A 12,602-nucleotide genomic window follows, 5' to 3' on the forward strand; every position below is an offset into this window, starting at 1 on the left:
GCATGTGTGCAGGCCGCTGGCCGGCCTGTGCACATGTCCACGAGGCGTGTTTGATCAGGAGGATGAGTCCATGGGCATTGCCGTAGAAGCTCTGTTCACCAGCGCGCTGGGCTTGCAGCCGCCGTGGGTCGTCGATGACGTCAGGCTCGACACCACCAAGCGGCGTATCGACTTCGAGATCGGCTGCCACACCAGCAGGCTCGCCTGCCCGGCATGCGGTGCGGCCACGCAACCGGTGCACGACCGGCTGCGCCGATCCTGGCGGCACCTGGACTTCTTCCAGTTCGAGGCCTGGCTGCACTGCGACGTGCCGCGCGTGGCCTGCGGTGCCTGCGGCAAGACCACGCAGGTGGCCGTGCCCTGGGCGCGTCCGGGCTCGGGCTTCACCGCGGCGTTCGAAGCGCTGGCGCTGACCTTGTGCCTGGACCTGCCGGTGCGCCAGGCCGCCGAGTTGCTGCGCTGCAAGGACAAGCGGCTGTGGCGGCGCATCGAGTTCTACGTCGCGCAGGCGCGTGCGCTGGAAGACTTCGCCGGCGTGCGCACGGTGGGCATCGACGAGACCAGCCTGCGGCGCGGGCAGCACTACATCACCGTCGTGCACGACCTGGATCGCAAGCGGCTGCTGTTCGCCACCGAGGGGCGCGAGCACCGCACGGTGATGGAGTTCGCCGAGGATCTGAGGGCCCATGGCGGTGATCCCGCCCAGGTGCGGCACGTGTGCATGGACATGAGCGCAGCCTACGCCAAGGGCGTGGCGCTGGCGCTGCCCGAGGCGCAGATCAGCTACGACCGCTTTCACGTCGTCTCGATGGCCATCGAGGCGATGGACCAGGTGCGCCGCGCGGAGATGGCCACCGACGCGCAGGCGGTGCGAGCCGCGCTGGGCGCTGGCGGCCGCAAGACGCTCAGGCAGCTGCTGTGGGGCATGCGGCGCAACCCCAGCAGCTGGAGCGCCCGCCAGCTCGATGCCATGCACTGGCTGCAGCGCTCGACGCTCAAGAGCGCGCGGGCGTGGCGGCTGAACTCGGCGGCCTGGCGCACCGGCAGGTCCAGGCACAAGGTCAGCGCCAGCGCTTCGAACGCCGCGGTGAAGCCCGAGCCCGGGCGCGCCCAGGGCACGGCCACCTGCGTGGTCTTGCCGCAGGCACCGCAGGCCACGCGCGGCACGTCGCAATGCAGCCAGGCCTCGAACTGGAAGAAGTCCAGGTGCCGCCAGGATCGGCGCAGCCGGTCGTGCACCGGTTGCGTGGCCGCACCGCATGCCGGGCAGGCGAGCCTGCTGGTGTGGCAGCCGATCTCGAAGTCGATACGCCGCTTGGCCGTGTCGAGCCTGACGTCATCGACGACCCACGGCGGCTGCAAGCCCAGCGCGCTGGTGAATAGAGCTTCTACGGCAATGCCCATGGACTCATCCTCCTGATCAAACACGCCTCGTGGACATGTGCACAGGCCGGCCAGCGGCCTGCACACATGCCCACCGGGCTCGACGACCAGGAGTCATTGTGACTGTTGGGTTCCACACGAAATGACGAAGAGCCCCTGCGCCGCGCCTGGCTCAAGGATGACCACGCCCGCGTCGCCCAGCGCGTCGGCGCGCTGGACCGCTACGTCAAGTTCGGCGGCAAGGTGCTGGAAAAGGGCATAGAGATGTACCGCGACCCCACGCTCGGCATGGTGCTGGCGCGCGAGGGCAGCGAGATCGTGCGCGAGCTGGCCGGCGCGCTCAGCCTGTCCGACGATCCGCCGACCGTGCTCAAGGGCCGGCTGGGCGTGAGCAAGCGCGTGGCCTGGGCCGAGCCGCTCGCACTGGAAGAGGTGAAGGCCGTCGGCCGGGCTTGCGGCTGCACCGTCAACGACGTGCTGCTTGCCTCCGCGGCCGGTGCGCTGCGCGGCTATCTCATCGACCGTGGCGAAGCCGTGGACGGCCTCACCCTGCGCGCCACCGTGCCGGTGAACCTGCGGCCGCTCGAGCATGCGAAGAAGCTCGGCAACCACTTCGGCCTGGTCTTCCTCGAACTGCCGGTGGGCGAGGCCAATCCGGTGCGCCGGCTCGAGCGCGTGGCCGCCAGCATGCGCCGGCTCAAGAAGGGCCGCCAGGCCGCCGCCACCTTCGGCGCCCTGGCCGCCGTGGGCATGGCGCCGGCCGGTGTGCAGTCCCTGGCGCTGGACCTGTTCAGCCGCAAGGCCTCCGCCGTCGCCACCAACGTGCCCGGTCCGCAGATGCCGCTGTACCTGGGTGGCAGCGAGATCCGCGAAATGATGTTCTGGGTGCCGCAGACCGGCTCGATCGGCCTGGGGTTGTCGATCCTCAGTTACAACGGCCGTGTCCATTTCGGCCTGATCGGCGACGCCCGCCTGCTGCCCGACCCGGACGCCGTCATCGGCCGCTTCCGCCCCGAGTTCGAAAAGCTGCTGTACCTGGCGCTGATGGCCGACTGGCAGCATCCGGTCGGCGCGCCCGATGCCGAGGCGCTGCTCGACGACGACGTCGCGGCCTGACCGCGGCTGAACGGCGGGGCGGTTTCGCGCACCCTTTCGCCCGGCTGTGGTATCCTTGCGGGACCCGGGGCGTGGAAATCTTCTCCATCCAGGGCCGCCGGCCCGGCGCAGCGCTTCCGCCGGCGATGCCGCGCCCCCGAGGAGCCCACACCGACCCGAGGATCCGACCACGACCATGACCCACTGCGACCTTGCCGGCAGCGCACTGCGCGTCGCCCCCGACCATCTCCCCGATCCGCCACTCGACATCCCGGCCACCGCCACGCCGCAGCAGGCCGTGCTCGCCGGCGGCTGCTTCTGGTGCGTCGAGGCCGTCTACCGCCGCCTCGACGGCGTGCTCGACGTGCGCTCCGGCTACGCCGGCGGCAGCGCCGACAGCGCCAACTACGACGCCGTTTGCACGGGCCGCACCGGCCACGCCGAGGCCGTGCTGATCCGCTTCGACCCCGCGCGCATCAGCTACGGTCAGCTACTCAAGGTGTTCTTTGGCGTCGTCCACGACCCGACCCAGCACAACCGACAAGGCAACGACATCGGCTCGCAGTACCGCTCGGCAGTCTTCTACGCCGACGACGCACAGCGCCGCGTCGCCGAGAGCTACATCGCGCAACTGGACGCGGCTGGCGTATACAACGCGCCCATCGCCACCACCCTCGAACCGCTGCAGGCATTCCACGAGGCCGAGGCGTACCATCAGGACTACGCCGCGCGTCACCCGACCCAGCCCTACATCGTCCACGTCGCCGCGCCGAAGGTGGAAAAACTGCAACGCCACTTCCGCGACCGCTTGCGCAACGACAGGAGCGACGTCACATGAGCGCTCATGCCCCGCGCCGCTCGGCCAGCGGCCACGACCTCACCCCGCCGGACCCGCAGACCCGCGAGCGGCTGATTGCCGCTCTCAGCCCCGAGGCGCGCCGCATCCTGCTCGACCATGGCACCGAGCGCGCCTTCTGCGGCGGTCTGCTGCACGGCCAGGGGCCCGGCACCTACCACTGCCGCCTCTGCCACCTGCCGTTGTTCCGCGCCGAGGACAAGTTCGACTCCGGCACCGGCTGGCCCAGCTTCACGCAGCCCTTCGACCCCGAACACATCGCCGAATACCGCGACAGCAGCCACGGCATGATCCGTATCGAAATCCGCTGCGCCCGCTGCGACGGCCACCTCGGCCACGTCTTCCCCGACGGCCCGCCACCCACCGGCCTGCGCTACTGCCTCAACTCCGCGGCGATGGCCTTCGTGCCGGCGGGCGGGTAGGCCTCGGGGTATAGGAAGTTCAACCGCCCTTTTTTGCGAGTCTGGCGGGTAGGAAGCGGCCGCGCAAGCGCCGCTTTGGGCACAGATCGGGCACAGATCGGGGGTTCATGCGTGGGTTTTCGACATCGCGGGGCCACGCAGCGGCTCAGTGCGTAGCCATTTCTCACCGAATCCCGGCACAGGGCCGAGCGCAGCCCTGCGGGGTCGTGGCCGCATTGGATCGGACTCTGGCTTGGCTGCCGGCTGTGTGGCCGGCGCCTCATCACGCGGCGGGCGGCGGGGCGCGCGCTGCGGGCCGGTAGTGCGCTTGCTCCAGCGCGCCGTGTTTCTCGAAGTGGGCGAGGATGGCGCGAATGGCCTTGGGGTCTTCGATGCTGGCGACGATCCGCACCGCGCCGCCGCAGTGGGCGCAGGTGGTGACGTCGATGGAAAAGACCCGCTTGAGCCGTTGCGCCCAGCTCATCGCACGGCGCTTCTGCTCGGGGCTGCGCGGTTCGTCGTGGGCGCTGACGTCCACCGGCACTGCATCGCTCGCAGGCCGCTTGCCGCGCCCCGAGGGCGTCAGCTGCGCGCGCAGGTTTGCATTCGGGGCGAATACGCCGTGGAAGCGGGTGAGATGCGCGCGAGGTGGCGGGACCAGTGCCGCCAGCTTGGCGATGAAGTCCACCGCATCCCATTCGACATGCGTGGTCCCATTGCGCCAGCTGCGCCAGACTGACTGGAAGACCCCACACCGGAAAGTCCCATGGACAGCTACCGACCAATCGACTGCCATCTGCACGACTACCTGGAGATCGCCTGCCTGTACCGTTACCGACTGCTGCTCGAACTGGTTGACGGCGGGCGACTCGAAGCCGATGCCATCAGCACCGAGACGCGCCCCAGCAAGGAGGAATTCCTGCTTGTGGCAAGCGAAAGCGGCCAGCAGGCCCTGCGCCTGGATCTGCTGCTGGCCATTACCCCGCTCACACCCGGTGCGCGCTTCGGCCGGGTACTGTTGGGCAACCGCCCGAAAACCTGAAAGAACCGCCCCTCCGGCGCAGACAAAAAACCGGGCAATGCCCGGTTCTTTCCTACCACATCAGGTCGTCAGGAACCTGATAGGCGGCGTAAGGATCATCGGCATCCGGGGGTATAGGAAGTTCAACCGCCCTTTTTTGCGAGTCTGGCGGGTAGGAAGCGGCCGCGCAAGCGCCGCTTTGGGCACAGATCGGGCACAGATCGGGGGTTCATGCGTGGGTTTTCGACATCGCGGGGCCACGCAGCGGCTCAGTGCGTAGCCATTTCTCACCGAATCCCGGCACAGGGCCGAGCGCAGCCCTGCGGGGTCGTGGCCGCATCGGATCGGACTCTGGCTTGGCTGCCGGCTGTGTGGCCGGCGCCTCATCACGCGGCGGGCGGCGGGGCGCGCGCTGCGGGCCGGTAGTGCGCTTGCTCCAGCGCGCCGTGTTTCTCGAAGTGGGCGAGGATGGCGCGAATGGCCTTGGGGTCTTCGATGCTGGCGACGATCCGCACCGCGCCGCCGCAGTGGGCGCAGGTGGTGACGTCGATGGAAAAGACCCGCTTGAGCCGTTGCGCCCAGCTCATCGCACGGCGCTTCTGCTCGGGGCTGCGCGGTTCGTCGTGGGCGCTGACGTCCACCGGCACTGCATCGCTCGCAGGCCGCTTGCCGCGCCCCGAGGGCGTCAGCTGCGCGCGCAGGTTTGCATTCGGGGCGAATACGCCGTGGAAGCGGGTGAGATGCGCGCGAGGTGGCGGGACCAGTGCCGCCAGCTTGGCGATGAAGTCCACCGCATCCCATTCGACATGCGTGGTCCCATTGCGCCACGGCGTCTTGAGCTGGTAACGCACCCTACCCTGCGGTGAGATCGACAGCCGCTGCGGTCCTTCGTCATTTCGTGTGGAACACAACAGTCACAATGACTCCTGGTCGTCGAGCCCGGTGGGCATGTGTGCAGGCCGCTGGCCGGCCTGTGCACATGTCCACGAGGCGTGTTTGATCAGGAGGATGAGTCCATGGGCATTGCCGTAGAAGCTCTGTTCACCAGCGCGCTGGGCTTGCAGCCGCCGTGGGTCGTCGATGACGTCAGGCTCGACACCACCAAGCGGCGTATCGACTTCGAGATCGGCTGCCACACCAGCAGGCTCGCCTGCCCGGCATGCGGTGCGGCCACGCAACCGGTGCACGACCGGCTGCGCCGATCCTGGCGGCACCTGGACTTCTTCCAGTTCGAGGCCTGGCTGCACTGCGACGTGCCGCGCGTGGCCTGCGGTGCCTGCGGCAAGACCACGCAGGTGGCCGTGCCCTGGGCGCGTCCGGGCTCGGGCTTCACCGCGGCGTTCGAAGCGCTGGCGCTGACCTTGTGCCTGGACCTGCCGGTGCGCCAGGCCGCCGAGTTGCTGCGCTGCAAGGACAAGCGGCTGTGGCGGCGCATCGAGTTCTACGTCGCGCAGGCGCGTGCGCTGGAAGACTTCGCCGGCGTGCGCACGGTGGGCATCGACGAGACCAGCCTGCGGCGCGGGCAGCACTACATCACCGTCGTGCACGACCTGGATCGCAAGCGGCTGCTGTTCGCCACCGAGGGGCGCGAGCACCGCACGGTGATGGAGTTCGCCGAGGATCTGAGGGCCCATGGCGGTGATCCCGCCCAGGTGCGGCACGTGTGCATGGACATGAGCGCAGCCTACGCCAAGGGCGTGGCGCTGGCGCTGCCCGAGGCGCAGATCAGCTACGACCGCTTTCACGTCGTCTCGATGGCCATCGAGGCGATGGACCAGGTGCGCCGCGCGGAGATGGCCACCGACGCGCAGGCGGTGCGAGCCGCGCTGGGCGCTGGCGGCCGCAAGACGCTCAGGCAGCTGCTGTGGGGCATGCGGCGCAACCCCAGCACCTGGAGCGCCCGCCAGCTCCAGGCGATGCACTGGCTGCAGCGCTCGACGCTCAAGAGCGCGCGGGCGTGGCGGCTGAAGATGGCGCTGCGCGAGGTGTACGCGCGGGCCACAGCGCACAACAGCATCGAACAGGCCGCTTCCGATCTCGGGGCCTGGCTGAGCTGGGCGCGGCGCTGCCGGCTCGAGCCGTTCAAGAAGCTGGCCGCCACGCTCAAGGAGCGGTTCGACGCGGTGGTGCGCGGCATGGTCGATCACCGCAGCAACGCCTTCGTCGAGGCGATGAACGGGCTGCTGCAGCAGGCCAAGCGCGCCGCGCGCGGCTTCAGGACGAGCCAGAACTTCATCGCCATCGCCTACCTGCGCATGTCCAAGCTCAGGCACCTGCCGGCCAGTCCGTTCGCGCCGGCGATGCCCCAGTGACGGTGTTGCTTTCCACACGAAACGACATGGAGCCTAGGGGAATCCCTGTAGGTATCCCGTTATGACCTACCCCATGGGGCTGATTTTTAGAATTTCACCCGTGTAGAGAAAGTGCCACCAAACCAGTTCTCTACACGGGTGAAACTCTAAACATACCGGAGACGACACCATGCGATTCATCCCAATTTCTCAAAAGCAGGCGCACGAATCTTCCACGCCGGCCACGCAGCTGCCCCTGACCCGCCGCAGCCTGCTCAAAGGCTCGGGCGTGCTGATGGGGACGCTGGCCGCTGGCAGCACGCTCGCGCTGCTGGCACCCTCCACCGCCTGGGCGCTGGAGCTCAAGCAACTGAGCCAGGTCGAGGGCAACACCCTGCTGCAGATGGGCCGGGTGCTGTTCCCGCACGCCAAGCTTCCCGACGCGGTGTACGCGCTGCTGGTCAAGGACCTCGACGGCCGTGCCGCGGCCGATCCGGAAATGGCGAAGATGCTCCAGGCCGGCATTCAGAACCTGGACCACCTGGCAGGTGGCAGCTTCCTCAAGGCCAGCAAGCAGCGCCGCCTTGAAGCGGTGAAGGCCATGGAGGGGCAGGACTTTTTCAATACGGTGCGCGGCCAATGCGTCACCTCCCTTTACGACAACGAGATGGCTTTCGCGGTCTTCGGCTACGAAGGCTCGGCCTGGGAAAAAGGTGGCTATCTCCTGCGCGGCTTCCAGGACCTGAAGTGGCTGCCCGCGCCCCCCGCCGAGGCCAGCCCAGCGCCCTATCTGGGCTGAACGCAGCCCATCTTCCGGCATTTCGCACTCACATATTGATAAAGCGTGCCCCTCAGCGATTGGGCGCACCAGGAGACACTCATGGCCAAATTTGATTACAGCGACGACTCGGTGGTCGTCATCATCGGCTCCGGCGCGGGCGGCGGTACCCTGGCAAACGAGCTGTGCCAAAAGGGCATCAAGGTTGTCGTGCTGGAGGCGGGCGCCCGGCAATCGCCCGACACCTTCGTCAACGACGAATGGAAGGCCTTCAACCAGCTGGCGTGGCTGGACAAGCGCACCACCTCGGGCAGCTGGCGCATCGCCAAGGACTTTCCTGGTTTGCCGGCCTGGATCTGCAAGACCGTGGGCGGCACCACGACCCACTGGGCCGGCGCCTCCCTGCGCTTCCAGGAGCACGAGTTCAAGGCGCGCACCGTCTATGGCGAGATCAGGGACGCGAATCTGCTCGACTGGCCGCTGACGCTGCAGGAACTCGAGCCGTACTACACGAAGGCCGAGGACAAGATGGGGGTGACGCGGACCCACGGCATTCCGGGGCTTCCGGGCAACAACAACTTCAAGGTGATGTACGCCGGCGCCATGAAACTCGGCTACAAGGACGTGCACACCGGCCGCATGGCCATCAACAGCCAACCGCGCGACGGGCGCGGCAGGTGCCTGCAGTTGGGCTTCTGCTTTCAAGGCTGCAAGAGCGGCGCCAAGTGGTCCACGCTGTACACCGAGCTGCCGAAGGCCGAGGCGACCGGAAACCTCGACCTGCGCCCGGAATCCCATGTGGTGCGCATCGAGCACAATGACGCGGGCAAGGTCACGGGCGTCGTCTACTTCGACAAGGACGGCAAGGAGCAGCGCCAAAAGGCGCGCATCGTCTGCGTGGCCGGCAACGCGATCGAAACGCCGCGGCTGCTGCTATTGTCGGCCTCGAGCAAATTCCCGGACGGGCTCGCCAATTCGTCAGGGCAGGTAGGCAGGAACTATATGCGCCACATGACCGGTAGTGTGTACGCGGCATTCAACCAGCCGGTGCATATGTACCGGGGCACCACGATGGCCGGCTATATCGGCGACGAAAGCGGCAACAATCCGAAGCGCGGCTTCGTCGGCGGCTACGAGATGGAGACCCTGTCGCTCGGCCTGCCTTTCATGGCGGCATTCCTGAATCCTGGCGCCTGGGGTGAAGAGTTCGCCTGGTGGCTGGATCATTACACGCACATGGCCGGCATGTGGCTGGTGGGAGAAGATATGCCGCGCGAGAGCAACCGCGTCACGCTGAACAAGGACGTCAAGGACAAGTACGGCAACCCGGTGCCGAATGTGCACTTCGATGACCATGCCAACGACATTGCCATGCGCAACCACGCCTATGAACAAGGCGAGAAGGTCTACAAGGCGGTGGGTGCCATCAGGACCTTCCGCACGCCGCCCTACCCGTCGACGCACAACCTCGGAACCTGCCGCATGAGCAGCAATCCGCGTGACGGCGTCTGCAACAAGTGGGGGCAGACCCATGACATTCCGAACCTCTTCATTTCGGACGGCAGCCAGTTCACGACCGGCGGCGCGGAGAACCCGACACTGACCATCGTCGCGTTGGCGATCCGGCAGGCCGATTACATCGCGCAGCAGATGACGCAGCGCGCAATCTGACAGATCCCTCTTGCTGAAGGAGAAAGCCATGGCAGCCAAGAAAATTCTGCAACTGGTGGGCGACTATGTCGAAGACTACGAGGCGATGGCGCCGTTCCAGATGCTGGTGATGGTCGGGCACACGGTGCACACCGTGTGCCCGGACAAGAAGGCGGGCGACTTCGTGCACACCGCGATCCATGACTTCGATGGCGCACAGACCTACAGCGAGAAGCCCGGGCACCGCTTCACGCTGAACGCCACTTTCGCCGAGGTGGATCCGGCCAAGTATGACGCTTTGTTGATCTCCGGCGGCCGCGCGCCGGAATACATCCGGCTGAACAGCAAGGTCATCGAGATCACCAAGCACTTCGTGAGCACCGGCAAGCCGATTGCCGCAGTCTGCCATGGCGTCCAGATCCTGGCCGCGGCCGATGCCTTGCGCGGCAAGACGGCGACCGGCTACTACGCATGCCGCCCCGAAATGGAACTCGCCGGCGCCACCTTCAAGGACCCGGGCGTCGACGGCGCGGTGACGGATGGCAATCTCGTCACGGGCGTCGCGTGGCCGGGCCACCCGGCCTGGATCGCGCAGTTCCTGAAAGTGCTCGGGACGCGCATCGAGCCGTGATCCGGCGACGGAGTCCGCGAGGCCGCGGGCTCCGTATGCACCCACGCGGTGAGTGCCTCTGTGCCATCGTGTGGAAAAGCCTCTTCCAACGCAAAGAACGCAAAGGCGCAAAGTACGAAGTGGGGGCAGACCCATGACATTCCGAACCTCTTCATTTCGGACGGCAGCCAGTTCACGACGCGGCGGCGCGGAGAACCCGACACTGACCATCGTCGCGTTGGCGATCCGGCAGGCCGATTACATCGCTTCGCAGATGGCGCAACGCGCCCTGTAAGCAAGGCCCCAAACGCTCTACGCAGGAGACTCCCCATGTGTGAATTCTTCGTTACCGCCGATCCGATTCTTTACGAATCGCGTACCCGCACCGTGCGCATCCGGGGGGTGTCGACCAGCATCCGGATGGAAAACCTCATGTGGGACACGCTGGCGCGCCTGGCGGCCGAAGAGGGGGTTACCACCAACTCCCTGATCGTGCAGCTCCACGACGAGATCCTGCGCCACCGGGGGGGGATGTCCTGTTTTTTGTGTGTGGGGCGGTTTCTGAATCTGTCCTCGTGTCGTTCAGCGTGGTGCGAGGGTGAAGCGGTCGCCGTATAGTATCGCGAACTGGTTCATCGCCGATTTCCACTCCTTGCTCGCCCGCTTCCAGTCCGCGGTGATGTTGCGCAAGGCCAGCCAGATCAGCTTGGTGGCCGCCTCGTCGCTTGGGAAGTGCCCGCGGCTCTTGATGATCTTGCGTAACCGCGAATGCACGCTCTCGATGGCGTTGGTGGTGTAGATGATCCGCCGCACTTCGGGCGGGAACGCGAAGAACGGGATCACCCGGCTCCACGCCCGCCGCCAGGCCGCGACCACGGTCGGGAAGCGCTGGCCCCACGGCCCTGCCTCGAACGCGTCCAGCGCGCGCTCGGCGGCCTCCGCGCTCGGTGCGGTGTAGATCGGCTTGATCGCCGCGGCCAGCGCCTTACGGTCCTTCCAGCTCGCATAGTCGAGGCTGTTGCGGATCAGGTGCACGATGCAGGTCTGCAGGGTCGTGGCCGGAAACACCGCCTCCAGTGCCTCCGGCAGGCCCTTCAGGCCGTCGGCCACGCCGATCAGCAGGTCCGTGACCCCGCGGGTCTTGAGATCGTTGAACACCTTCATCCAGAACTTCGCGCCTTCGGTGTTCTCGATCCAAAGCCCCAGAATGTCGCGGGTCCCGTCCGGCAGCACGCCCAAGGCCAGATACACCGCCTTGTTGCGCACCACGCCGTCCTCGCGGATCTTCACCCGCAGGGCATCGAAGAACACCACCGGGTACATCGGCTCCAGCGGCCGGGCCTGCCAGGCCCCCACCTCGGCCATCACCGCGTCGGTGACGGCGCTGATGAACTCCGCTGACACCTCGATGGCGTACATCTCGGCCAGATGGCCCTGAATCTCGCGCACCGACATGCCGCGGGCATACATCGAGATGATCCGGTCGTCAAAGCCGGCAAACCGGCGCTCATGCTTCGGGATCAGCTGCGGTTCGAAGCTGCCGGCCCGGTCGCGGGGCACCTCGATCCGCAGCGGCCCGCCGTCGGTCAGCACGGTCTTGCCGCTGCGGCCGTTGCGATGGTTCCCGCAGCCGCCCTCGGGGCTGGCCAAGTGCACGCCCAGCTCAGCCCCCAAGGCGCGCTCGATCACGGCCTTCTTCAGCTTCTGGAACACGGCCTCGACGCCGGCGGCGTCCATCGGTCCGGGGATCAGCTTCTCAAGCAGCTCGTCGGGAAGAATGGCGTCCGGCTTCGCGGCGGGGGTGGTCTTCTTGCGTGGCATGGGGGCTCCTGGAAGTCGTCATGGTAGGCCCCTCACACAAAAATCCTGACACCCTCCCACCGGGGCGATGTGCTGAATTTCACCTCTTTCCTGCGGGTCACGTGCCTGCGCTACCTTCGACGAAAGTGCGACCAGCTCGAAGCGGCTGAAACCGTGGAAGACGCCGTAGGTGGCCACGTGCCGCATGTCCGCAACCCCCAGCATCTCCCACACTGAGGCAACCCCTCTCAACCAATAACGCAACGTATGGCCAAACTGATTCACACCATGATCCGGGTGCGCGACCTGGACGCATCCCTGAAGTTCTACCGCGAGGTCTTCAACCTCACGCCCGCCCACCGGCTGGATTTCCCTGACTTCGCGCTGGTCTACCTGCGCAACGAAGAGAACGACGTCGAGATTGAGCTGACCTGGAACAAGGGACGCGAAACGCCCTATACGCATGGCGATGGTTACGGCCACGTGGCCGTGGTGGTGGACGACGTGCCGGCGCGGCACGCCGAGCTGATCGCCGCAGGTTACGAGCCGTTGCCGGTCAAGGAATTCAAGAGCGGCGACGAACTGTTGGCGCGCTTCTTCTTCATCCTGGACCCGGACGGCTACAAGATCGAAGTGCTGGAAAAGCACGGCCACTACCGCTGAGCGCAACGCCGCGTTGCCTCGGCCTGTGCGGGGGAACGCCGTGTGCGTGGACAG

12 protein-coding genes and 5 pseudogenes are annotated in these 12,602 nt (G+C 66.8%); 12 read left to right on the forward strand and 5 right to left on the reverse strand.

Going from position 1 to position 12,602, the window contains the following annotated elements:
* Positions 1 to 70: 70 nt before the first annotated feature.
* Positions 71 to 1,030, forward strand: a pseudogene (locus ACPYIS_RS02550) (ISL3 family transposase); the annotation flags it as partial.
* Positions 1,031 to 1,071: 41 nt separating this feature from the next.
* On the opposite strand, the pseudogene ACPYIS_RS02555 reads toward ACPYIS_RS02550, so the two are convergent.
* Positions 1,072 to 1,404, reverse strand: a pseudogene (locus ACPYIS_RS02555) (transposase family protein); the annotation flags it as partial.
* Positions 1,405 to 1,509: 105 nt separating this feature from the next.
* Here ACPYIS_RS02555 and ACPYIS_RS02560 point away from each other — a divergent pair.
* The 3 genes from ACPYIS_RS02560 to msrB all read left to right on the forward strand — a co-directional run bounded on the left by ACPYIS_RS02560 (position 1,510) and on the right by msrB (position 3,756).
* Positions 1,510 to 2,499 carry a WS/DGAT domain-containing protein gene (locus tag ACPYIS_RS02560; protein WP_424859299.1) on the forward strand — a complete coding sequence of 330 codons (990 nt, stop codon included), beginning with the start codon at positions 1,510 to 1,512 and terminating at the stop codon, positions 2,497 to 2,499.
* A gap of 175 nt (positions 2,500 to 2,674) precedes the next feature.
* Entirely contained in the window at positions 2,675 to 3,316 is a 642-nt protein-coding gene (gene msrA, locus ACPYIS_RS02565; RefSeq protein WP_143969927.1) for a peptide-methionine (S)-S-oxide reductase MsrA, read from the forward strand.
* The gene (msrB, locus tag ACPYIS_RS02570) at positions 3,313 to 3,756 is read left to right on the forward strand and encodes a peptide-methionine (R)-S-oxide reductase MsrB (protein WP_143969928.1); all 444 of its coding nucleotides are present in this window, start codon (positions 3,313 to 3,315) and stop codon (positions 3,754 to 3,756) included. The genes msrA and msrB overlap by 4 nt, the downstream gene beginning before the upstream one ends.
* Positions 3,757 to 4,018: 262 nt before the next feature.
* Here the strand turns inward: msrB and ACPYIS_RS02575 are convergent.
* Positions 4,019 to 4,462 (reverse strand): annotated as a pseudogene (locus ACPYIS_RS02575) (transposase); the annotation flags it as partial.
* A gap of 39 nt (positions 4,463 to 4,501) precedes the next feature.
* Between ACPYIS_RS02575 and ACPYIS_RS02580 the strand changes: the two are divergent.
* The gene (locus tag ACPYIS_RS02580) at positions 4,502 to 4,777 is read left to right on the forward strand and encodes a Rho-binding antiterminator (RefSeq protein WP_143969938.1); all 276 of its coding nucleotides are present in this window, start codon (positions 4,502 to 4,504) and stop codon (positions 4,775 to 4,777) included.
* A 52-nt stretch (positions 4,778 to 4,829) separates the two neighbouring features.
* On the opposite strand, the gene ACPYIS_RS02585 is transcribed toward ACPYIS_RS02580, so the two are convergent.
* Positions 4,830 to 4,976 carry a DUF2058 family protein gene (locus tag ACPYIS_RS02585; protein ID WP_143969939.1) on the reverse strand — a complete coding sequence of 49 codons (147 nt, stop codon included), beginning with the start codon at positions 4,974 to 4,976 and terminating at the stop codon, positions 4,830 to 4,832.
* Positions 4,977 to 5,142: 166 nt separating this feature from the next.
* Positions 5,143 to 5,637 (reverse strand): annotated as a pseudogene (locus ACPYIS_RS02590) (transposase); the annotation flags it as partial.
* A 135-nt stretch (positions 5,638 to 5,772) separates the two neighbouring features.
* On the opposite strand from ACPYIS_RS02590, the gene ACPYIS_RS02595 reads away from it, so the two are divergent.
* The 6 genes and pseudogenes from ACPYIS_RS02595 to ACPYIS_RS02620 all read left to right on the forward strand — a co-directional run bounded on the left by ACPYIS_RS02595 (position 5,773) and on the right by ACPYIS_RS02620 (position 10,703).
* Entirely contained in the window at positions 5,773 to 7,068 is a 1,296-nt protein-coding gene (locus ACPYIS_RS02595; protein WP_425973843.1) for an ISL3 family transposase, read from the forward strand.
* A gap of 169 nt (positions 7,069 to 7,237) precedes the next feature.
* Positions 7,238 to 7,846, forward strand: coding sequence for a twin-arginine translocation signal domain-containing protein (locus ACPYIS_RS02600; RefSeq protein ID WP_424895134.1), 609 nt, complete (start codon positions 7,238 to 7,240; stop codon positions 7,844 to 7,846).
* Positions 7,847 to 7,927: 81 nt separating this feature from the next.
* Positions 7,928 to 9,496 (forward strand): GMC family oxidoreductase, encoded by a 1,569-nt coding sequence (locus ACPYIS_RS02605; RefSeq protein WP_424895133.1) that lies wholly within the window; start codon positions 7,928 to 7,930, stop codon positions 9,494 to 9,496.
* Positions 9,497 to 9,524: 28 nt separating this feature from the next.
* On the forward strand, positions 9,525 to 10,106 hold the full coding sequence (locus ACPYIS_RS02610; protein WP_424895132.1) for a DJ-1/PfpI family protein: 582 nt from the start codon (positions 9,525 to 9,527) through the stop codon (positions 10,104 to 10,106).
* A gap of 120 nt (positions 10,107 to 10,226) precedes the next feature.
* A pseudogene (locus ACPYIS_RS02615) lies at positions 10,227 to 10,380 on the forward strand (GMC oxidoreductase); the annotation flags it as partial.
* Positions 10,381 to 10,415: 35 nt separating this feature from the next.
* A complete protein-coding gene (locus ACPYIS_RS02620; protein WP_425973845.1) occupies positions 10,416 to 10,703 on the forward strand; it encodes a ribbon-helix-helix domain-containing protein in 288 nt (95 codons plus the stop codon).
* On the opposite strand, the gene ACPYIS_RS02625 is transcribed toward ACPYIS_RS02620, so the two are convergent.
* Complete coding sequence (locus ACPYIS_RS02625; protein WP_132963481.1) at positions 10,668 to 11,906, reverse strand: IS256 family transposase; 1,239 nt, start codon at positions 11,904 to 11,906, stop codon at positions 10,668 to 10,670. The genes ACPYIS_RS02620 and ACPYIS_RS02625 overlap by 36 nt on opposite strands.
* Before the next feature lie 246 nt (positions 11,907 to 12,152).
* Between ACPYIS_RS02625 and ACPYIS_RS02630 the strand changes: the two genes are divergently transcribed.
* On the forward strand, positions 12,153 to 12,548 hold the full coding sequence (locus ACPYIS_RS02630; protein WP_424895130.1) for a VOC family protein: 396 nt from the start codon (positions 12,153 to 12,155) through the stop codon (positions 12,546 to 12,548).
* Positions 12,549 to 12,602: the final 54 nt, after the last annotated feature.

Source organism: Tepidimonas sp. HKU78 (genome assembly GCF_049860815.1).
Lineage (GTDB): Bacteria > Pseudomonadota > Gammaproteobacteria > Burkholderiales > Burkholderiaceae_C > Tepidimonas.

What these genes read in the sequence shown, in the direction of transcription:
- ACPYIS_RS02630 (WP_424895130.1), top strand. Translation starts at nt 12,153, where the DNA reads ATGGCCAAACTGATTCACACCATGATCCGGGTGCGCGACCTGGACGCA.
- ACPYIS_RS02595 (WP_425973843.1), top strand. Translation starts at nt 5,773, where the DNA reads ATGGGCATTGCCGTAGAAGCTCTGTTCACCAGCGCGCTGGGCTTGCAG.
- ACPYIS_RS02605 (WP_424895133.1), top strand. Translation starts at nt 7,928, where the DNA reads ATGGCCAAATTTGATTACAGCGACGACTCGGTGGTCGTCATCATCGGC.
- ACPYIS_RS02620 (WP_425973845.1), top strand. Translation starts at nt 10,416, where the DNA reads ATGTGTGAATTCTTCGTTACCGCCGATCCGATTCTTTACGAATCGCGT.
- ACPYIS_RS02610 (WP_424895132.1), top strand. Translation starts at nt 9,525, where the DNA reads ATGGCAGCCAAGAAAATTCTGCAACTGGTGGGCGACTATGTCGAAGAC.
- ACPYIS_RS02625 (WP_132963481.1), bottom strand. Translation starts at nt 11,906, where the DNA reads ATGCCACGCAAGAAGACCACCCCCGCCGCGAAGCCGGACGCCATTCTT.
- msrB (WP_143969928.1), top strand. Translation starts at nt 3,313, where the DNA reads ATGAGCGCTCATGCCCCGCGCCGCTCGGCCAGCGGCCACGACCTCACC.
- ACPYIS_RS02600 (WP_424895134.1), top strand. Translation starts at nt 7,238, where the DNA reads ATGCGATTCATCCCAATTTCTCAAAAGCAGGCGCACGAATCTTCCACG.
- ACPYIS_RS02580 (WP_143969938.1), top strand. Translation starts at nt 4,502, where the DNA reads ATGGACAGCTACCGACCAATCGACTGCCATCTGCACGACTACCTGGAG.
- msrA (WP_143969927.1), top strand. Translation starts at nt 2,675, where the DNA reads ATGACCCACTGCGACCTTGCCGGCAGCGCACTGCGCGTCGCCCCCGAC.